Raw genomic sequence first — 20,245 nt, forward strand, 5'->3', positions numbered from 1 at the left:
TCGTTCTGCACGTATTAAAGAGAAGCTAGGTTAATTTAATTTTTGCGTTACCGTTAACTTAATAAGAAAACCCGCCATCTGGCGGGTTTTTGCTATCTATGAATCGATACAAAGTGATTATTAGTTACGCTCCACCCCTTTTGGTTCATTAAGTTTAGAGTTGATTTTCATCGCTTCAAAAGTGCTGCCATAAGCGGGCCGTTTAATATTATTTCCTGCTCCTTTTACAGTGCGTAATTCACCATTGGTCCATACTAATTTACCTTGGCTCAGTGTATGTACTGCAATGCCTGTTACTGTTCGACCTTCAAAAATATTAAAATCGATATTCTGATGATGGGTCTTGGCCGAAATAGTGCGGCTGCCGTTGGGATCCCACAATACAATATCGGCATCCGCCCCAACTGTTATAGAACCTTTACGAGGATAGATATTAAAAATTTTAGCGGCATTGGCAGAAGTAACAGCGACAAACTCGTTGGGAGTCAGTTTGCCAGAGGCCACACCAGCATCCCACATTATTGACATTCTATCTTCAATGCCAGCCGTGCCATTTGGGATCAAACTGAAATCGTCTTTTCCAGCTGCTTTTTGATCGGCACAAAAGCAACAATGATCAGTAGCAGTGGTTTGCAAATTACCCGATTGTAAGCCTTTCCATAAGGCATCTTGGTGTTTTTTAGCGCGAAATGGCGGGCTCATGACATGAGCAGCAGCGTAATTCCAATCTTCATGTTGATAGACTGATTCATCGATTTCTAAATGCCCAGCCAACACTTCACCAAAAACCCGTTGGCCTTCATTTCTGGCTCTAGTGATAGCTTGCAGAGATTCTTCGCAGGAAACATGCACACAATAAATCGGTACTTCTAATGCTTGTGCGATACGAATGGCCCTATTTGCGGCTTCTCCTTCTGCTCCCGGTGGTCGCGACAACGGATGGCCTTCAGGCCCAGTTATGCCTCTTTCCAAAATCTTTTTTTGTAAATGAAACACCAAATCGCCATTCTCGGCATGCACTGTGGGCATGGCGCCTAATTCTAGGCAACGAGAGAAGCTATTCACTAAGGTTTCGTCTTCACACATGATGGCATTTTTATAGGCCATAAAATGTTTAAAGCTATTGATACCATGCTCATGCACTAAGGTGCCCATGTCTTTATAAACTGACTCATCCCACCAAGTCACGGCCACATGAAAACTGTAGTCGGTGGCTGATTTTTCGGCCCAGTCCATCCACTGATTATACGCTTCCATTAAGGGTTGCTGAGGACTAGGAATAACAAAGTCGATAATGGATGTCGTGCCACCCGCGGCACCTGCACTAGTACCCGTATAAAAGTCTTCACTGGCAACTGTGCCCATAAAGGGGAGTTGCATATGAGTATGAGGGTCGATGCCGCCTGGCATGACCAGTAAGTCGCCAGCGTCTATTGTTTGGCAACCCGTAGGCACATCGAGGTTTTCACCTATGGCCTGAATTTTTCCTTCACTACAATATAGGTCGGCTCTATAGCTAAGATCGGCGGTGACAATTGTGCCACCTTTAATCAAAATTGACATTTTGCTGCTCCCAGATTATTGCTCTGTTTGTTATGTTTAATTATTAACCGACTTATTTCAAGTGTTGTGTTCAACAGGCAATTTAACGCACTTCTGTTTGCTGGTTAATTTCTTGTAAAAAAGTTTTTAAGACTAAATTGGGTTTGACTCCTTTACGTAGTACCACTTGATATTCGGTACTAAAGTTAAAGTTATCAGGACATAATGCGCGCATTTTCCCTGACTCTACCCAGCGTTTGGCATAGTGAGTAGGTAAATATCCTACAAAACAACCAGTTAAGATAAGGAAGGCCACACCTTCACGATCTGTGGCTGTGGCTGTGGTATTTAATGCTTGATAGTGGACGCGCGTTTGCGCTGTTTGTGCATAACTGGGGGCGACGGCTTCAAAGGTTTTGATTTTGTCAGCATGTAGATTTTTATCATCGGCATTAAATAATGGATGTTCAAAATTACAATAAAGCAATGATTTTTCGGTATAAAGTCTTGAATATTCTAAGCCAGGTAAAGGGCGAAGATCTGGCACCACGCCTACGTGTAAGCCACCGTCCAATACATAACGTTCAATTTCATTAGGTGGGATCATCCGAATATTGATTTCCACCTCTGAGTCTTCACTTTTTAACGCTTTAAGTGCTTTTGAAACCCGCATATATTCTAAGGTAACCAAGTTATCGGTAATGCCAATGTTCAACTCTCCAGTTAGTTTGGCATGAATAGTGTTGACTTGGGTTCGGAAATTTTCGAGCGACGTCATAAGCTGTTGGCTAGCTTGGTATATTAATTCTCCTTCATCGGTGAGTGAAAAACCGGCTCTACCTCGCTGACATAATCGTAATCCTAGCCTTTCTTCAAGATCAGACATACTGATACTGATAGCAGACCGACTAATATTAAGTTCTACTTCAGCCGCTGAAAACCCGCCACATTCCACCACAGTTCTGAAAATTCTCAGTAAACGGATATCGAAGTTACTCAATTGAGAGGCGAGTTTTTGTTTATTAGGGCTTTTTACTGTCATGCACTTGGGTTCACTGTTTTACCAACATGTTAAGTAATTACTTATCTAAACATAAATTATATTAAATTTAACAAACTATTAACAATATGCAAGATTGATGTTACTAACCTTTACTTCACTCATTTAGATGAGGAAAACCTGATGTCAATGCACCCACCTGCACCAGATTTATCTGCTTTAGATGACTTACCTAGTCGCGCGTCACTCGAAGCATTTTGGATGCCTTACACTGGCAACCGTTTTTTTAAAGATAACCCACTTATTGTCACTAGCGCAGAAGGTTGTTATTTAACCACTCAAGAAGGCAATAGAGTGTACGATGGACTGTCAGGGTTATGGTGTACTGGTATGGGTCATGGTAGGCCTGAAATAATTCAAGCTGTAGCTAAAGGCATTCAAAAATTAGATTTTTCCCCATCGTTTCAAGTGGGAAACGACCTCGCGTTTAAAGTCGCTAATAAGGTTAAAGCGTTAACGCCTGAAGGACTCGATTATGTGTTTTTCACCAACTCTGGTTCAGAAGCCGCAGATACAGCGTTAAAAATGGCCAGAGCCTATTGGCGGCAAAAGGGGCAAGGCACTAAAACTCGCTTTATTGGACGCACTCGTGGTTATCATGGGGTGAACTATGGCGGTATGAGCGTAGGTGGCATAGGCCCCAACCGTAAATTATTTGGTCAAGGCTTAGAAGTCGATCACCTGCCACATACTTGCTTAGCGCAAAATCGATTTACTAAAGGATTGCCTGAGCATGGCGCCGAGTTGGCAGATACGTTGGAAGATTTAGTGGCTTTACATGATGCGTCGAATATTGCGGCAGTGATTGTCGAGCCTATGTCTGGATCGGGTGGGGTGGTTATTCCACCTAAAGGTTATTTGAATAAACTCAGAGCCATTTGTGATAAACACAATATTTTGCTGATTTTTGATGAAGTGATCACCGGATTTGGTCGAACTGGCCATGCCTTTGGTGCCGATGCTTTTGGCGTGACCCCAGATATTATGACCTTAGCTAAAGGCCTAACTAACGGTTGTGTACCTATGGGCGCTGTGGTCAGCAGCAATGAGATTTATCAAACTTTTATGCAAAACGCTGGGGCTGAATATAACACTGAGTTTCCACACGGTTATACCTATTCTGCTCATCCAGTGGCTTGTGCGGCGGCATTGGCTGCTATAGATGTGTTTGAAACACAAAAAATGGTCGAAAAAGTGGCGGCATTAGCCCCTTATTTTGAACAACAAATTCATAATCTTAAAGGTCTTAAACATGTGACTGATATTCGCAATTTTGGTCTGGCAGGGGCATTAGAAATAGACACCTTTGGTCAAGAGCCCACTAAGCGACCCTTTGAAATTTTCCGCCGCTGTTGGGACGCTGGTATGTTTGTACGTTGTGGCGGCAATACAATTCAATTAGCGCCGCCTTTTATCAGTACCAAAGAGCAGATTGACGAACTATTTAACGTGCTTAGTGATGCAATTAATGCAACCCAATAACCAAGAGTAAAATTGAGACAACCTTTATGTTAACAATAGAACATTTTATCAATGGGCAGGCGTTTGATGACCAAGGTCGTTATCAAGATGTATTTAACCCTGCTACTGGTCAAACAGTCGCTAAAGTGGCGCTTGGATCACAGGATACGGTTGAAAAAGCGATGGAAGCTGCAAAGGCTGCCTTTCCTGCTTGGCGCGCTACACCGCCATTAAAACGGGCGCAGATCATGTTTCGTTTTAAACAGTTGCTCGAACAAAATAAGGACAAAATTTGCCAGTTATTAACCACAGAGCATGGCAAGGTAACAGATGATGCTATGGGAGAATTAACCCGAGGCATTGAAAATGTCGAATATGCTTGTGGGGCGCCAGAACTTCTTAAAGGTGAACATTCTCGCAATGTTGGGCCGGGTATTGATAGTTGGTCTGAAATGCAACCTCTAGGGGTTGTAGCTGGCATTACGCCTTTTAATTTCCCTGCTATGGTGCCGCTGTGGATGTATCCCATGGCGATAGTGTGCGGCAATACTTTTGTTTTAAAACCCTCTGAAAGGGATCCTAGTGCACCACTTTTTATTGGTAAATTGCTTAAAGAAGCGGGGTTACCTGATGGGGTGTTTAATGTGGTAAACGGTGACAAAACCGCAGTAGATGCCTTATTACACTCGCCTACTGTTGAGGCCATTAGTTTTGTTGGCTCTACACCAATTGCTGAGTATATTTATGCAACAGGAACGGCGCACGGTAAACGTGTACAAGCCTTAGGTGGTGCAAAAAACCATGCTGTGGTGATGCCTGATGCGGATATCGATAACGCTGTTAATGCCTTAATGGGCGCAGCTTATGGCTCTTGTGGTGAACGTTGTATGGCGATATCTGTGGCTGTGTGTGTAGGCAATAACGTGGCCGATGACGTGGTGGCAAAACTTTCTGCTCAGGTTAAAACTTTACGGATAGGTTCGGGCATGGTAGCAGGGCAAGAAATGGGGCCACTGATTACCGAAGCCCAGCTCAATCGCGTGTCTGGTTTAGTCGACAATGGTGTAGAAGAGGGCGCTAATTTAGTGATTGATGGGCGTGATATAGCTGTGGCGGGTCATGAGCAAGGATTCTTTCTAGGAGGCTGTTTGTTTGACCATGTGCAAGCTGATATGACCATTTACCAAACTGAAATTTTTGGCCCAGTGCTTTGCGTAGTGCGAGTTGAATCATTACAGCAAGCCATGGATATGATCAACAAACATGAATACGGCAATGGTACTTGTATCTTTACCCGTGATGGAGAAGCGGCGCGATATTTTTCAGATCATATTCAAGTGGGCATGGTAGGCGTGAATGTGCCTTTACCTGTGCCTTCGGCCTACCATAGTTTTGGTGGTTGGAAACGTTCCTTATTTGGTGATTTGTCAGCTTATGGCCCAGACGCGGTAAGATTCTACACAAGGCGTAAAACCATTAGCCAAAGATGGCCATCTTCAGGTGTGAGAGAAGGTTCGCAATTTGCTTTTCCAAGTTAATAAAGCTAAAAATTGTGTAGTCAAGTGTGTGCTTTTGAATTTCTAGGAATACGGGGAAGTGACTAGTTTGAAAAATAATATTCAATCAAACCGATTAGGTGATTTGGAAATAATTGAGAATTTCACAGACATAGCGCCATTACTCACTGAAAAGCAAGTGTTAGTTGCCAGTGAACGGTGTTTGTTTTGTTACGACGCACCTTGTATTAATGCTTGCCCCACAGCTATCGATATTCCGCTGTTCATCCGCAAAATCAATACAGGTAACGCTCATGGCGCCGCGAAAGAAATATTATCGGCCAATATATTAGGCGGCAGTTGCGCTAGAGTTTGCCCCACAGAAACCTTATGTGAAGAAGCTTGTGTTAGAAATACTCACGAAGACGCTCCGGTTTCAATAGGCAGATTACAACGTTATGCCGTGGAACATCTTGACCCTGCTAGAGGCTACCCTTTTACTCGAGCACCAGAGACACACAAGCATGTTGCTGTCGTGGGCGCAGGCCCAGCGGGTTTAGCCTGTGCGCATCGGCTGGCTCGAGAAGGGCATCAGGTGACAATTTTTGAGGCAGCAAAGAAGCCCGGTGGTCTGAATGAATACGGTATCGCCGAGTATAAGTTAGTGAACGATTATGCTCAGCAAGAAGTGCAGTTTGTACTACAGATTGGTGGCATAGATATTCAGTATGAAAAAGTACTAGGACGAGATTTTAGTCTACAGAACCTAAGGGATAGCTATGCTGCGGTATTTTTGGGCATTGGTATGGGGGATTGTAACGGGCTCAATATTCCCGGTGAAGATTTACATGGGGTGGAAGATGCGGTGGATTACATTTCTGAATTACGTCAAGCAGACTCTTTGGCCAAATTACCCGTAGGTAAAAGAATTGTTGTGATTGGTGCAGGAATGACAGCGATAGATATTGCAGTGCAAAGTAAAAAACTCGGTGCCGACAATGTGACTATAGTATATCGGCGCAACCAACAAGCGATGGGTGCATCTAAGCATGAGCAAGAGTTGGCGCAAACCCATGGTGTGGGTTTTGTGTTTAATGCCCAACCTAAACAAATTTTAGGCGATGAAAACGGCCTTCAAAGCATGCAGTTTAATCGAACTGCTAGCGACGCAACGGGCAAATTAGTAACCACAGATGAAGTGATTTCTGTTCCCTGTGATGTGGTATTTAAAGCCATAGGACAAAAATTGCAGCCAAGTTTTTTAAACCAAGATACCGAACACCCGAATCTGTGCCAAAGTGGTCGATTAGCTGTAAATGAGCAAATGCAAACTTCACTCTCTGGTGTGTATGCAGGTGGAGATTGTATTAAAGGGAAAGATCTAGTGGTTGAAGCTGTAGATCATGGCAATAGGGCTGCACAGGCAATTCATCAATTTTTGCAGGAAGATAAACACTAATGGCAGATTTATCCAGCGAATTTTTAGGTATTAAGTGTATTAATCCTTTTTGGTTAGCATCGGCTCCCCCAACTGATAAAGCTTACAATGTTGTGCGAGCTTTTGAGGCCGGTTGGGGTGGGGTGGTGTGGAAAACCTTGGGTGAAGATCCGGCACCTATCAATGTATCGTCGCGTTACGGTGTGCATTATGGTCAAAATAGACAAGTGCTGGGCTTTAACAACATCGAGCTTATTACCGACCGTTCATTACAAATTAACCTAGATGAAATCACTCAGGTAAAAAAAGACTGGCCTGATAGGGCAATGATAGTGTCACTTATGGTGCCTTGTGAAGAAGAGTCTTGGAAAGCCATTCTACCTAAAGTAGAAGCCACTGGGGCTGACGGCATTGAGTTAAATTTTGGCTGCCCACATGGTATGCCGGAGCGAGGTATGGGAGCGGCAGTAGGGCAAGTGCCTGAGTATATTGAAATGGTCACCCGTTGGTGCAAACAGTATTGTTCCTTGCCCGTTATTGTAAAATTAACCCCTAATATCACCGATATTCGTTTACCTGCCGAAGCCGCTTTGCGCGGTGGTGCCGATGCGGTGAGCTTAATCAATACTATCAATTCTATTACCTCAGTCAATTTAGACACTATGTCTCCCGAGCCCAGTGTGGATGGAAAAGGTACCCATGGAGGTTATTGTGGCCCAGCGGTTAAGCCTATCGCGCTGAGTATGTTGTCAGAAATTGCCAGAAATCCTGTTACCGAGCAATTACCTATTTCGGGTATTGGCGGTGTATCTAATTGGCGAGATGCGGCTGAATTTATTGCATTAGGGGCGGGTAATGTACAAGTATGTACAGCGGCTATGCTATTTGGTTTTAAGATCATCGACGACTTATGTGATGGCCTCAGTGATTGGATGGATCAAAAAGGTTACGACTCCATAGATGACTTTTGTCGTATGGCCATACCCAATACCACAGATTGGAAATACCTGAATATGAACTACAAACGTGTAGCTTATATTAATCAAGATAATTGTATTCAATGTGGCCGTTGTTTTGCGGCGTGTGAAGATACGTCACATCAATCGATTGCAAAAACAGCTAAAAATGGCGGCAATGAATACACTGTTATTGAAGAAGAATGTGTCGGTTGTAATTTATGCCAAGTTACGTGCCCCGAACCAAATGCCATAGAGATGGTGGATATTGACGAAGGTAAAGCGCACTTAAGCTGGTTACATCATCCAGCAAATCCCTTTAAAGAAACTAAATAATACGGAGTAATGTATGCCAAGAAACGTAATCAGTGGTTTGATCCAATGCCACAATCCGATAAATGACGAATCAGTACCAGTTAAAGATATTCAGCAAGCGGCTCTAGAGCACCATCTACCTTTTATTGAAGAAGCCGGTAAAAAAGGTGTGCAGATATTATGTTTGCAGGAGATATTTAACGGCCCGTATTTTTGTCCATCTCAAGATGTACGTTGGTATGATGCCGCCGAAACTGTTCCAGGCCCTATGACAGATTTAATGTCTGAATACGCCAAAAAGTATGAAATGGTGATGATAGTGCCGGTCTACGAATATGTGCAACCTGGCGTGTATTACAACACTGCAGCTGTGATTGATGCAGACGGCAGCTATTTAGGCAAATATCGTAAAAAACAAATTCCTCATACTAATGGTTTTTGGGAGAAGTTTTTCTTTAAACCCGGTGATGCCGAATACCCAGTATTCCAGACCCGTTACGCCAAGATAGGTGTTTACATATGTTACGACAGGCACTTTCCTGAAGGTGCCCGTATTTTAGGCTTAAATGGTGCCGAGATTGTGTATAACCCATCCGCAACTGTGGCGGGTTTATCTCAGTACCTTTGGAAATTGGAGCAACCTGCTCACGCTGTAGCAAACGGCTATTTTATGGGTTGTATAAACCGTGTGGGCACCGAAGAGCCTTGGAATATTGGTAAGTTTTATGGCACTAGTTACCACGTTAATCCAAGAGGTGAAATCATCGATGAGGCGTCTGAAGATAACGATGAGTTACTTATTTCGACACTCGATTTGGATATGATCGATGAGGTCAGAAAAGTGTGGCAGTTTTATCGCGACAGACGGCCAGAAACTTACGCTAAGTTAACGGAAATATAATAAAAGAGTATGGCTAGCTTAGGTGCAAGTTAGCCGATGTTTGTTAGTTTCATAGATCTTATGAGGAATGATTTATATGCAGGGACACCAAGTCGAGGGATCCACTTTAGTATCTACTACTCATGAGGTTGGTGAATTTGTTGAATTGAATGTGCAGCAGGATGTTCAAGACAGTCCACTGTACAATCAAGATATTGCGCCAACAAAAATCGCTCAACGTACTTGGCACAAAGGTAATGTGGCGGCGTTGTGGGTAGGCATGTCAATATGTGTGCCTACCTATACCCTAGGTGGTGTATTAACGGCATATTTTGGTTTGTCTGTCGTTGAGGCATTAATCACCATATTGATTGCCAATCTTATTGTGCTGATCCCGCTGACTTTAAATGCCTTTTCAGGCACTAAATACGGCATACCTTTTCCAGTATTGTTGCGATCTTCCTTTGGTTTATACGGTTCAAATGTTCCTTGTTTAATTAGAGCCTTTGTAGCCTGTGGCTGGTTTGGTATTCAATCTTTATTTGGTGGTATTGCCTGTCATTTGTTGTTTTCGGCTTTTTCTTCAAGTTGGGCTGCATTAGGTAGCTCTGGTGAAGTATATGGCTTTTTTCTGTTCTGGGCGCTTAATTTGTATGTAGTGATAAAAGGTGCCAACGCCATAAAACATCTAGAAAATTGGTCTGCGCCTTTGTTGTTATTAGTTGGATTAGGCTTAATGTTTTGGGCATTGCCGCAAATAAATTTGTCAGAAGTGTTAGCCACAAAAGCCAATCGCCCGGAGTCGGATGCCGCAACACCCTATTTGATGGCTGGCGTAACTGCTATGGTTGGGTTTTGGGCGACACTGAGTTTAAATATTCCAGATTTTAGCCGTTATGTGAAATCCCAGAAAGACCAAATTATAGGGCAAGTATTGGGTTTGCCGCTGACGATGTTTTTCTTTGCTTCTTTGGGGGTGATTCTAACCTCCGCTTCAACTGTTTTAGTAGGCGAAACCATTTCTGATCCTATTAACTTGATTGGAAAAATCGACAGCCCAATCTTAGTAGGCGTTGCGATGTTATTGATTATCATTGCAACACTCTCAACTAATAGTGCCGCCAATATTGTTTCTCCAACTAATGATTTTCAAAATGTGGCACCCAAGTTTATTAACGAAAAACGCGGCGTATTATTAACAGGTTTGATTGGCCTTTTAATGATGAGTTGGGAGCTGTTAAAAAAAATGCACTGGATTGAGTCAGATGTCAGTGTTGAATCTCTTTATTCAAACTGGCTATTAGGGTATTCGAGTTTGTTAGGGCCAATTGCTGGGATCATGATAGTGGATTATTTTGTGATCAATAAACAACAACTCGATTTGGTGTCTTTGTACCTTAGAGGTGGCAAATACGCCGATGTGAACATGCAAGGAATGATCGCCTTTGCAGTACCTGTAGCGCTTACTATTTTCACTCTAATGACAGGGTATATGAATTGGTTTTATAGCTATGGATGGTTTACTGGCTCGTTGCTAGGTGCTGCAATTTATTATGCTTTAAAAGCAAAAGATCGTCGCAATTTAGGTTAAGATATTTTTAGTTTGTTTTCTAAAATCTAAGTGCGAGTCACAATGTCAGATATTCCAAATAAATTAGCCTCAGTTTTGCAGCAGCATATTCCTACATATTTTCCAGATATCCAGCAAACCTGTAGTTACATTGCACTAGATGGGGAAAACCTGCAGCTAACATTACCTTTTGTTTGCAATAGTTTGCTTGGCGCCAAGGGTGAATTCAGTCATTTGCTCGAAAACTTTGCGAAGCAGCATAAAGTCGCGATTAAATTTGAATATGCCATCCCATCTATAAAAGGCCAAAACCCTAAAGTGGTTAAAAATGTGATTGCTGTGGCATCGGGTAAAGGCGGAGTAGGTAAGTCCACCACAGCCGTTAATTTAGCTGCCGCATTGACGCAACAAGGTGCCAGAGTGGGTATTTTAGATGCCGATGTGTATGGGCCGTCGATTCCCACGTTGCTCGGCACAAAAGGTACTCAGCCAAGCTCCCCTGATAATAAAAATATCTACCCTGTGGCCAGTCACTGCATGCAAACTATGTCTATCGGTTATTTAGTAGATGAAGATTCAGCATCGATTTGGCGCGGGCCAATGGCCAGCCGTGCGTTTCAGCAACTGTATAACGAAACTCTATGGGACGAATTAGATTACCTAATTGTCGATATGCCACCAGGCACCGGCGATATTCAACTTACCTTAGCGCAAAATATGCCAGTTACAGCGGCGTTAATTGTGACCACGCCGCAAGACTTAGCTTTGGCCGATGCCATAAAAGGCATCGCCATGTTCAATAAAGTGGATATCAAAGTGTTGGGTATAGTCGAGAACATGAGCTACCACATTTGCAACCAATGTGGCCACAAAGAACATATATTTGGCGCAGACGGCGGACAAAACATCGCTCAGAAATACCAAACCGAATTGTTGGCTCAATTGCCTTTAAATCTACAAATTCGTGAATTAGCGGATAGTGGCAAGCAGTTGATGTTTAGCAAGCATGACAATGCCGATATTCAGAATATTTACCGAAAATTAGCGTTACAACTGTCGTTTAAAGTTAGCCAAATAAAAAGTGCTCCACAGCAGATTGCTGTTTCGTCGGTGAGTTGAGTGTTTTTGCAAAGGTGATATTAGTACAAGGATTTTTAGGTTAAGCATAAGCAGCACATGTCTCAAAGTATGCGTGGTCCTTGATATGATCCGTTGTGGCTGCAAGAACGTATTAATCATCGTAAATCATAAGTCGCCGCCGAGGCGGCCGAGTTATTGTTTAAAGGTATACAAAATGAAAGTGTGGTTGGTAATAATTTGCTTGTTCAGCGCCGTTAATGTCACAGCGAACACTGTGGGTGAATCTCGCTGGCAATTTGATGTATTGCTAGACGATAAGAAAATTGGCTACCACGACTTTCTTGTTAAAGAGCAAGGTGGGCAGCAAGTCATACAAACCAACGCTCGGTTTGATATAAAAATACTCTTCATCAAAGTGTTTAGTTATCGGCATGAAAATGAAGAGCGCTGGCAGGGAAATTGTTTGCGTGCGATTAACGCAACAACCGATTCCAATGGCGATGATTTTGTTGTTCGTGGTGAAGCGACCTCCGACGGGTTCTCTGTTAAAACGCTGTCTGACCAGCAGGATTTGCCTGCCTGCTTGATGACGTTTGCTTATTGGAATCCAGATTTTCTCCAGGAAAAACGACTGCTTAACAGCCAAACAGGCGAATACGAGGCAGTGACGATCACCCAGCAAGGACAAGAGGACGTCTTAATTAATGACAAGGCCGTCAAAGCCGTAAAGTATTTAATTGATGTTGAAGCCGGGCCGATCACCCTGTGGTACGCCGCAGATGACCGTCAGTGGTTAGCTTTGGAGTCAGTCGTTGAAGGAGGCAAAACACTTCGCTATCAACCCGTGGTTATACCAGCCACTTAGAGGTTGAATTGATGAGTCGTTTTTTGAACAGGTCTCTAATACTTTGTCTCGAAGGGCAAAACCGTTGCCACAGGCAGAGATAGAAGAGCTGAAGTGGTGAACGCATCAAAAAGAAAATAATTTTACTTATTTTCATCGAAACTGACCCCGTAGGTTAGACCCCGCAGGTTAAACTGACCCCGCAGATTCCAGATTCGTGAATTAGCGGATAGTGGTCAGCAGTTTATGTTTAGCCAGCAGGCCAATGCTGATATTCAGAATATTTACCGAAAATTAGCGTTACAACTTTCGTTTAAACTCAGTCAAATGCACAATGCGCCGCAGCAGATTGCTGTTTCGTCCGTAAGTTAACGGATAAAAGTAGGCTTCGGGTTATCATTGCGCGTGGAGTCCGCCTGATGGGGTTTCACACAGAACCCCTGTTTCAAAAATCGACATAAGATCCTAGTTTAGAAAATGCCTAAATAGATCTAAAACTGACATTCGGCCTAACCAAGTTTAGCGCCTGAATCTATTTATTTTATTTCATTGGGTATTACAATTTAACTCTTGAATAAATACAGCTCCCGACTCTTGGCCTTGAGCATCATGATTGGGCGAAGCAACAATGGCAACGCCATTAGATAGCCCTACACTCCAGCCAAATTTATCATCTGACTTGCTATTCTTGGCTACAAACTTGGATGTATATCGCCAACCACCAGAGCCTTTTTTGTATACGTACAGTGCTCCAGTATTAGAGCCGTTAGCATCATGGTTCATTGCACTTATGATTGCAGTATCGCGGCTCAGCGCCACGTCACGCCCAAACCTATCGTCAGCTTGCCCATCGGGTGAAGTCAACTTAACTTGTTGTGTCCAAGTCCTGCCATCTCGCATAAAAATGTATGCAGACCCTGCGTCAATCCCTAACGCTTCAGTATCGTCTCGCCTTGCAGAAACTAGTGCAGTATTCCCTGATATTGCGACCCTAACACCAAAAATATCTGTTTTCCCGCCATCAGACGCCATAAGTTTAGCTTCTTGTTTCCACTGCTTGTCGTCTAGAACATAAACGTAGACGGCTCCAGCATTTTCTGCTTTTTCGTCATGTAAATCAGCGCCAACAAGAATGGTATTGCCGTCAATAGCCACGCTTATGCCAAATAAATCTCCCGCTAGCCCATCACTTGCCACTATTTTAGTTTGATAGCGCCATGTATCATTTTCTCGTTTGTATATATAAGCGGCTCCTGAGTCGTCACCCAAAGCATCGTTTCGTGGAGCGCCAATGACAAGGTGATTTTCGGTGAGAGCAATACTCTGACCAAAAGCATCTCCTGGTTTTGCATCGGGTGCTGTGAAAATTTTACGTTGTTTCCAAGTATTCACTTCACGTTCAAACGAGACAACAGCTCCCGAGTCTTTGCCTTTATCATCCCTTCGCATCACACCTAACATGGCAACATTATTTTTAAGTGCCACCTTTCCACCAAGAGTGTCGTTGGCGAGGGCTGGGTCAGCGAAAAGTTTTGCTTGTTTTTGCCAACCATTTTCTCCCAGTACATAGACATAAGCTGCTCCAGCGTCTTTTACGCCATCGAGATCCGCTTTAAATGCACCTACGAGTGCTGTGTTACCGTCGATAGAAACATCGAAACCAAAAGCGTCCCCTGTCTTGCCATCATCCGCCAGAATAATATCTTGCGCTGCAAAACTATTCACAGTCACTATTGTGAAAATCGCACATATGTAGCTTTTAATTTCATGTTTTAATTTCATCAGTTTCTTCCTACCTTCTTTAAACTAGTCGTAGCTAAAAAGTAAATATGAATGAGTCTTACTCACTCATAAATCATTACTCAAGCCGTCCTGTAATATCGTAGTAATGTATAGTCACCATTCTCTCGGTAGTGATAAATGCCCAGTGCCATTTTTGGGTATAACTATTTAAAGGGTTTAACGCCTTGATAGCCTCCAAGGATAGACCTTGCTCAGTTAACTCTTTAACAATGCTATGCGTGTCGACCAACATCGCAATACTTGCTTCTAAGTCATCTAACTTTGCAATTGGGCCATGTCCGGCGATAATTTTTGTGTCGGCGTCTGCGACTTCAATTATTGACCTGAGCGCTGCAATGAAGCCCGACACCGAGCCACCATTATCAATATCGATGAAAGGAAAGCGCCTAGTAGAAACAAGGTCACCTCCGTGTATTACATTGGCTTCTTTGAAAACAACAAAAATATCACTGTTTGTGTGGGCATTCGGCGTGTGATAAAGCGCTACGCTTTGTCCATTCATCTTTATCGACCTATCTTTTGAGATGTCAATAGTCGGCGAATATTGTGGTGTGAACGTCGGAGTTTCGCGGCCTAGTGCTTTGAGTGCCCCTGGGTTTTCAATGTACCGACGAACATTTGGGTGAGCCATAATTTTGGCCCCTCGCTTCTTGAAATACACATTCCCTCTGACATGGTCTCGGTGAAAATGTGTATTGACGATAAGGTTCACATCTTGGTTATTCGATAGCTTTTTCTGAGCGCCATCAATAAGCTCAACCAAATGCTCCATTTGTGTGTCCACCATAAAAACACCGTCTTCTCCGATTAACACCGCAACGTTGCCGGATCGATCTGTTCTTAGCTCGAAAATACCACTCCCATGGTCAGTTACCTTGATATCGAAGCCTTTGTGTTGGTCGTGGTTGTGTGCAACTGCGAAACTACAGCAACTAAAAATAGCGATAAGCTGAGTCATCTTTTGCATTATCAAAATCCAGAATGATTAGATTTATATGGTGTGGCTGTTAAACCAAGTACGTCATTTATTAATGTGGGGGCTGTTTTCATCTTTATATTCGTTATCTGTGCGCGACTATTCAATTCATATTAAGAGGGCGTAGACATAAAATAAAATTTTATAAAAACATCATATTCATTTCTAAATATGATGAATTGATTCAGATGATTATTTATATATAAAATTATATGATGAATTAAATCTCCAGTTTAGGACGATGGTTGTGCGACCTCTAGAATTAAAGTTATTGGTTATTTTTGATGTAATAATGACCGAAAAATCAATAACACAGGCGGCTGAGCGATTATCAATGACGCAACCCGCTGTTTCAAATGCAGTGGCTAGAATGCGGGTATTATGGAAAGATGAGTTGTTCGTCCCAGATGGCCGCAAAATACAGCCTACAACCTATGCAAAAAACGTTTGGGAAAAAGTACGAGACTCCCTGCATAATATTAATCAAGCTATAGAGCCTGCAGATTTTGAAGCCAGAAGTGCAAAGCGAACATTTAGAGTTGCGTTACCCGATATTGCCCTTGATGCACTTTGGTTGGATATGCGGAAATTATTCGAGAAAGAAGCACCGGGGCTAAATTTGCACGCGGTGCCTTATACCATAGCTTGTACCCAACCATTATTGGATAACGCTGATGTTGATCTTGTTATAGGGCAAAGTAATCGCTCTTTAGAAAATATTTGTACCGATCATTTATTTGATACTAATTACGTTTGTGTAATGCGTAAAAGCCACCCCTTAACAAAAAAGCCCCTAACTGTTGAAGGATTCTCCTTAGCGGATCATTTATTAGTTTCGTTGTCTGGTGATATTGCTAGCCCTACTGACCAAGCTTTACAGCAATTAGGATTGACTCGACGAGTAGCTTTTACGGTCAATAATTTTTTCTCCGCTGTCCCAATTATTAAGGAGAGTGATCTTATTGCAATTTTACCTACTGATCTTCTTCACAATTATTTAGCATGCAATGAACTTGCAATTGTCCATCCGCCAATAGATATTCCTCATGCTTCCATTTCAATGTTATGGCATAAGCGACAAAGTGCCGATAAAGGGTTGATTTGGTTGCGAAAGCATATAAAACAAATATTCATTGAACGAAGAGCATATCAGGTTGAAAAAGTGCTCAATTTTATCGATTCTTAGTTTCTTTAAGTGCTTAAACGAAAAGCTGGGCGAATGAAAAAATGTTCATTTTGACCTGCGGGGGGCAGGTTACATCCGTTCAACTGGTGAGCTAACTGTCATTATTAATAACTCACAACCTCTATTTCAATTCCTTCTTCAAGGTCAAAATAAAATCTTCTGCCTGGCTCGTAATCACCATGATTGTAAGTTTTTAAACCTTGGTTTTTTACTTTTTGTTCTACAGCATCTAAATCGTCAACTTGGATGCCTATATGATTTAAGTTAGATAAAGTTTTATGTGATTTTTGAGTGAAGTGTTTTTCTTCATGGCAGTATAGTGCGAGGTAGGTGTTATCACTGCCTAAATGAATGGTAAAACCATTATCTAAGGCTGCGCCACTCCAGCGGATTTTCCAATCAAATATCTGCCCCAATATATTGGCAGCAGCTTTAGGGTTTTGGACGGTTAAGTTAATGTGTTCAAGTTTGCTTGTCATAGTATATTCCTTCTTGTGAAATTAAAGTGTTTAACTTGAACAGTACTTTAATACCTCATGTTAACTTGAGGTAAAGCGTTTTATTTGATTACAAGGAATTTGTGGGATGTCGACGTTGAAATGGTTTTTTATTATGAATTATTCAACAAGTAAGGGTAACTTATTTTCAACGCCTAACCAGTCCGCCGCATCTTGTGGGGCAGGTTTAAGCTCGGTGATATTTGGCCAGATTTCAGCTAAATCGGCATTGAGCTGTAAGTAGTGCTGTTGCTCTTTTGGGAGCTCGGTATCTTGAAATATCGCTTCAGCAGGGCATTCTGGTACACACAACCCGCAGTCTATACAAATGTCTGGATGGATGACTAAGAAGTTTTCACCCTCGTAAAACGCGTCAACTGGGCATACGGGTACGCAGTCGGTGTATTTGCATTTGATGCAGTTGTCTGCGACTACAAAGGTCATAGTGGTGAGGATCGTTCGATTAATTTTTTCATAGTGGCGATCATAAAGTAGCGAGCGTAAAAAACAACACCAGAGTGGCAAACTAACCTACACTAACGGACTTATCTGACATAAAATACCGCACTTCACCTAAACACTCATTGCTTGACCCTTGGAATTATTATGTTGCGTCTAAACGAAGTTAAATTACCCCTCAATCATGATGAAGACGCACTGCCAGCAGCGATTATAAAAAAGCTCGGGATCTCCTTAGAAGAAGTACTGTCTTTTGAGGTGTTTAAACGGGCTTACGATGCTCGAAACAAAGCGGATATTTTACTGATCTATACAGTCGACATTGAAGTGACAAATCAAGCTGAGTTACTGACTAAGTTTGCCAATGATCCCCATGTGCGCGTAACCCCAGATATGGCCTATAAGTTTGTCGCCGAGGCTCCTAAGGATTTGTATTCACGACCTGTGGTCATCGGTCTTGGCCCTTGCGGATTATTTGCCGCTTTAATTTTAGCGCAAATGGGATTTAAACCCATAGTGTTAGAGCGCGGCAAAGCAGTGCGAGAGCGAACTAAGGATGTATTTGGCTTTTGGCGCAAAAAGCCTCTTGATACTGAGTCAAATGTGCAATTTGGTGAAGGCGGGGCAGGTACCTTCTCCGATGGCAAATTGTATAGCCAAATTAAAGATCGCAAACATTATGGCCGTAAAGTGCTGAATGAATTTGTGGCTGCTGGTGCTCCGGAAGAAATTCTATATGTGAGTAAACCCCATATCGGCACCTTTAAGTTGGTCAATATGGTAGAGAAAATGCGCGCGCAAATCATTGAGCTTGGTGGTGAAATACGTTTTAGTGCTCGCGTTGATAAATTTGATATACAGCAGCAAAAACTCAAAGGTTTGCATTTATCTGACGGTGAATATTTACCCTGTACACATGCAGTTTTAGCGGTAGGTCATAGTGCCCGAGACACCTTTGAAATGTTGCATGAACAAGGGGTTTACGTTGAAGCCAAACCCTTTTCTATCGGTTTTCGAATTGAACATGAACAATCGATGATTGATGAATGCCGGTTTGGCGATAACGCAGGCAACCCGATTTTAGGTGCGGCTGATTACAAACTGGTGCATCACTGTAAAAATGGCCGTTCGGTGTACAGCTTTTGTATGTGCCCAGGTGGCACTGTGGTGGCGGCAGCGTCAGAGGAGGGCAGAGTGGTCACCAATGGCATGAGTCAATATTCACGTCACGAACGTAATGCCAATAGCGCCATAGTAGTGGGTATTACGCCTGAACAAGACTACCCCGAACACCCACTGGCTGGCATTGCATTACAACGCAAACTTGAAGAACTTGCCTTTAAAGTGGGCGGTGAAAACTATCATGCGCCTGCACAATTAATTGGAGATTTTTTACAAGGAAAGTCAAGCGAACAGCTAGGTGAAGTCAATCCGTCCTACACCCCAGGGATCACTTTGACCGATTTGGCCAAGGTTGTTCCTGATTATGTGATTGCAGCTATTCAAGAAGCCATTCCCGCTTTTGACAGACAAATTAAAGGCTTTGCTAAAGCTGATGGTTTATTAACGGGCGTAGAAACCCGTACATCGTCGCCCATTTGTATTAAGCGCGGTAAAGACTTACAAAGTGTTAATACCCAAGGTTTATATCCCGCTGGTGAAGGGGCAGGTTATGCTGGTGGCATTTGGTCGGCTGGGATTGATGGTATTAAAGTCGCCGAAGCGTTAGCCATAGATATGTTAGCGCGAAGTGAATAAAGGCTGTCTATGAAACATGCCAGAAATTTACATCAAGGCAGCTACCCTATCGAAGAGTTGGTGCAGAGTTATCCTGTATTACAGCAATATGTAGTAATCAAACCTGATGGCGGCAAGACCATAGATTTTGCCCGTCCAGATGCCGTTAAAGCTTTAAATGCCGCTTTGTTGGCTCATTATTATAAGATTAATTTTTGGGATATTCCCGCAGGATATTTGTGTCCTCCTATTCCCGGAAGAGCCGATTATGTGCATTATTTGGCTGACTTATTGGCGCAAGATAATCAAGCAAGTGTAACAACAGCAAAGTCTATAAAAGGGCTAGATATTGGCACAGGCGCGAATCTTATTTATCCAATCATTGCCAATCGCAGTTACGGCTGGCAAATGGTGGGGACAGATATAGATAAGGTGTCGATACAATCTGCTAATACCATTATTGATGCAAACCCTGTGTTGGCAGGTAAGGTTTCAGTGCGGCAACAGACCCATAAAAAACGTATTTTTGCTGGGGTGGTTAAACCCGATGAGCATTTTGCGTTTTGTATGTGTAATCCACCCTTTCATCAATCAGCAGAACAAGCCAAAGCCGGCTCTGCCCGTAAAACCAATAATCTAGCTAAAAACAAGCTCAAACGAGGATCTGGTGTGGTTGCTCCGCTTCCAAAGAAGCAGCTAAACTTTGCCGGGCAGTCCAACGAACTTTGGTGTGAAGGAGGCGAATTGCAGTTTATAAAACAAATGATTAATGAAAGCCGCGAATATGCCAACCAAATAGGCTGGTTTACTAGTTTGGTTTCGAAAAAGGAAAACCTAAAGCAGCTGTACAAATGTTTGCAACAGCAAGGAATTACTCAGGTGAAAACCATCGATATGGCCCAAGGGCAAAAAGTAAGCCGTTTTGTGGCATGGCGTTTTTAATAG

At 42.7% G+C, this 20,245-nt stretch carries 17 protein-coding genes; 11 read left to right on the plus strand and 6 right to left on the minus strand.

What is annotated here, in order from left to right:
- Positions 1-120: 120 nt before the first annotated feature.
- Together hydA and Q0688_RS16860 are read right to left on the minus strand one after the other, a co-directional pair.
- Positions 121-1,563 (minus strand): dihydropyrimidinase, encoded by a 1,443-nt coding sequence (gene hydA / locus Q0688_RS16855; protein WP_299079521.1) that lies wholly within the window; start codon positions 1,561-1,563, stop codon positions 121-123.
- 82 nt (positions 1,564-1,645) lie between these two features.
- Entirely contained in the window at positions 1,646-2,584 is a 939-nt protein-coding gene (locus tag Q0688_RS16860) for a LysR family transcriptional regulator (protein WP_299079524.1), read from the minus strand.
- Between the two features lie 141 nt (positions 2,585-2,725).
- Here Q0688_RS16860 and Q0688_RS16865 point away from each other — a divergent pair, with 141 nt between their 5' ends.
- The 8 genes from Q0688_RS16865 (at position 2,726) to Q0688_RS16900 (ending at position 12,663) form a co-directional block, all read left to right on the plus strand.
- Positions 2,726-4,084, plus strand: coding sequence for an aspartate aminotransferase family protein (locus Q0688_RS16865; protein WP_299079527.1), 1,359 nt, complete (start codon positions 2,726-2,728; stop codon positions 4,082-4,084).
- Positions 4,085-4,110: 26 nt separating this feature from the next.
- A complete protein-coding gene (locus Q0688_RS16870) occupies positions 4,111-5,601 on the plus strand; it encodes a CoA-acylating methylmalonate-semialdehyde dehydrogenase (protein WP_299079530.1) in 1,491 nt (496 codons plus the stop codon).
- A gap of 58 nt (positions 5,602-5,659) precedes the next feature.
- A complete protein-coding gene (locus Q0688_RS16875) occupies positions 5,660-7,018 on the plus strand; it encodes an NAD(P)-dependent oxidoreductase (RefSeq protein WP_299079532.1) in 1,359 nt (452 codons plus the stop codon).
- On the plus strand, positions 7,018-8,289 hold the full coding sequence (preA, locus tag Q0688_RS16880; RefSeq protein WP_299079534.1) for an NAD-dependent dihydropyrimidine dehydrogenase subunit PreA: 1,272 nt from the start codon (positions 7,018-7,020) through the stop codon (positions 8,287-8,289). The genes Q0688_RS16875 and preA overlap by 1 nt, the downstream gene beginning before the upstream one ends.
- A gap of 13 nt (positions 8,290-8,302) precedes the next feature.
- Entirely contained in the window at positions 8,303-9,169 is an 867-nt protein-coding gene (locus tag Q0688_RS16885; RefSeq protein WP_299079537.1) for a nitrilase-related carbon-nitrogen hydrolase, read from the plus strand.
- A 76-nt stretch (positions 9,170-9,245) separates the two neighbouring features.
- Positions 9,246-10,739, plus strand: coding sequence for an NCS1 family nucleobase:cation symporter-1 (locus Q0688_RS16890; protein WP_299079540.1), 1,494 nt, complete (start codon positions 9,246-9,248; stop codon positions 10,737-10,739).
- Positions 10,740-10,781: 42 nt separating this feature from the next.
- Positions 10,782-11,837 carry an iron-sulfur cluster carrier protein ApbC gene (gene apbC, locus Q0688_RS16895; RefSeq protein ID WP_299079542.1) on the plus strand — a complete coding sequence of 352 codons (1,056 nt, stop codon included), beginning with the start codon at positions 10,782-10,784 and terminating at the stop codon, positions 11,835-11,837.
- Positions 11,838-12,012: 175 nt separating this feature from the next.
- On the plus strand, positions 12,013-12,663 hold the full coding sequence (locus tag Q0688_RS16900; protein WP_299079545.1) for a DUF6134 family protein: 651 nt from the start codon (positions 12,013-12,015) through the stop codon (positions 12,661-12,663).
- 525 nt (positions 12,664-13,188) lie between these two features.
- Here Q0688_RS16900 and Q0688_RS16905 read toward each other — a convergent pair.
- Entirely contained in the window at positions 13,189-14,424 is a 1,236-nt protein-coding gene (locus Q0688_RS16905) for a hypothetical protein (RefSeq protein ID WP_299079548.1), read from the minus strand.
- A 76-nt stretch (positions 14,425-14,500) separates the two neighbouring features.
- Positions 14,501-15,412, minus strand: a complete 912-nt coding sequence (locus tag Q0688_RS16910; RefSeq protein ID WP_299079550.1) for an MBL fold metallo-hydrolase — start codon at positions 15,410-15,412, stop codon at positions 14,501-14,503.
- Between the two features lie 256 nt (positions 15,413-15,668).
- Between Q0688_RS16910 and Q0688_RS16915 the strand changes: the two genes are divergently transcribed.
- Positions 15,669-16,607, plus strand: coding sequence for a LysR family transcriptional regulator (locus Q0688_RS16915; RefSeq protein WP_299079553.1), 939 nt, complete (start codon positions 15,669-15,671; stop codon positions 16,605-16,607).
- Between the two features lie 104 nt (positions 16,608-16,711).
- Here the strand turns inward: Q0688_RS16915 and Q0688_RS16920 are convergent, their stop codons facing one another.
- Together Q0688_RS16920 and fdxA are read right to left on the minus strand one after the other, a co-directional pair.
- Positions 16,712-17,086 (minus strand): VOC family protein, encoded by a 375-nt coding sequence (locus Q0688_RS16920; RefSeq protein ID WP_299079556.1) that lies wholly within the window; start codon positions 17,084-17,086, stop codon positions 16,712-16,714.
- A 138-nt stretch (positions 17,087-17,224) separates the two neighbouring features.
- Complete coding sequence (gene fdxA, locus Q0688_RS16925) at positions 17,225-17,548, minus strand: ferredoxin FdxA (RefSeq protein WP_299079559.1); 324 nt, start codon at positions 17,546-17,548, stop codon at positions 17,225-17,227.
- A gap of 162 nt (positions 17,549-17,710) precedes the next feature.
- Here fdxA and Q0688_RS16930 point away from each other — a divergent pair, with 162 nt between their 5' ends.
- Positions 17,711-19,321 (plus strand): NAD(P)/FAD-dependent oxidoreductase, encoded by a 1,611-nt coding sequence (locus tag Q0688_RS16930; protein WP_299079562.1) that lies wholly within the window; start codon positions 17,711-17,713, stop codon positions 19,319-19,321.
- A gap of 9 nt (positions 19,322-19,330) precedes the next feature.
- Positions 19,331-20,242, plus strand: a complete 912-nt coding sequence (rlmF, locus tag Q0688_RS16935; RefSeq protein ID WP_299079566.1) for a 23S rRNA (adenine(1618)-N(6))-methyltransferase RlmF — start codon at positions 19,331-19,333, stop codon at positions 20,240-20,242.
- Positions 20,243-20,245: the final 3 nt, after the last annotated feature.

It is taken from the genome of uncultured Paraglaciecola sp., assembly GCF_937123705.1.
In the GTDB taxonomy this organism is placed as follows: Bacteria; Pseudomonadota; Gammaproteobacteria; order Enterobacterales; family Alteromonadaceae; genus Paraglaciecola.

What these genes read in the sequence shown, in the direction of transcription:
- hydA (WP_299079521.1), bottom strand. Translation starts at nt 1,563, where the DNA reads ATGTCAATTTTGATTAAAGGTGGCACAATTGTCACCGCCGATCTTAGC.
- rlmF (WP_299079566.1), top strand. Translation starts at nt 19,331, where the DNA reads ATGAAACATGCCAGAAATTTACATCAAGGCAGCTACCCTATCGAAGAG.
- fdxA (WP_299079559.1), bottom strand. Translation starts at nt 17,548, where the DNA reads ATGACCTTTGTAGTCGCAGACAACTGCATCAAATGCAAATACACCGAC.
- Q0688_RS16905 (WP_299079548.1), bottom strand. Translation starts at nt 14,424, where the DNA reads ATGAAATTAAAACATGAAATTAAAAGCTACATATGTGCGATTTTCACA.
- Q0688_RS16890 (WP_299079540.1), top strand. Translation starts at nt 9,246, where the DNA reads ATGCAGGGACACCAAGTCGAGGGATCCACTTTAGTATCTACTACTCAT.
- apbC (WP_299079542.1), top strand. Translation starts at nt 10,782, where the DNA reads ATGTCAGATATTCCAAATAAATTAGCCTCAGTTTTGCAGCAGCATATT.
- Q0688_RS16930 (WP_299079562.1), top strand. Translation starts at nt 17,711, where the DNA reads ATGTTGCGTCTAAACGAAGTTAAATTACCCCTCAATCATGATGAAGAC.
- Q0688_RS16885 (WP_299079537.1), top strand. Translation starts at nt 8,303, where the DNA reads ATGCCAAGAAACGTAATCAGTGGTTTGATCCAATGCCACAATCCGATA.
- preA (WP_299079534.1), top strand. Translation starts at nt 7,018, where the DNA reads ATGGCAGATTTATCCAGCGAATTTTTAGGTATTAAGTGTATTAATCCT.
- Q0688_RS16920 (WP_299079556.1), bottom strand. Translation starts at nt 17,086, where the DNA reads ATGACAAGCAAACTTGAACACATTAACTTAACCGTCCAAAACCCTAAA.
- Q0688_RS16870 (WP_299079530.1), top strand. Translation starts at nt 4,111, where the DNA reads ATGTTAACAATAGAACATTTTATCAATGGGCAGGCGTTTGATGACCAA.
- Q0688_RS16860 (WP_299079524.1), bottom strand. Translation starts at nt 2,584, where the DNA reads ATGACAGTAAAAAGCCCTAATAAACAAAAACTCGCCTCTCAATTGAGT.
- Q0688_RS16900 (WP_299079545.1), top strand. Translation starts at nt 12,013, where the DNA reads ATGAAAGTGTGGTTGGTAATAATTTGCTTGTTCAGCGCCGTTAATGTC.
- Q0688_RS16910 (WP_299079550.1), bottom strand. Translation starts at nt 15,412, where the DNA reads ATGCAAAAGATGACTCAGCTTATCGCTATTTTTAGTTGCTGTAGTTTC.
- Q0688_RS16865 (WP_299079527.1), top strand. Translation starts at nt 2,726, where the DNA reads ATGTCAATGCACCCACCTGCACCAGATTTATCTGCTTTAGATGACTTA.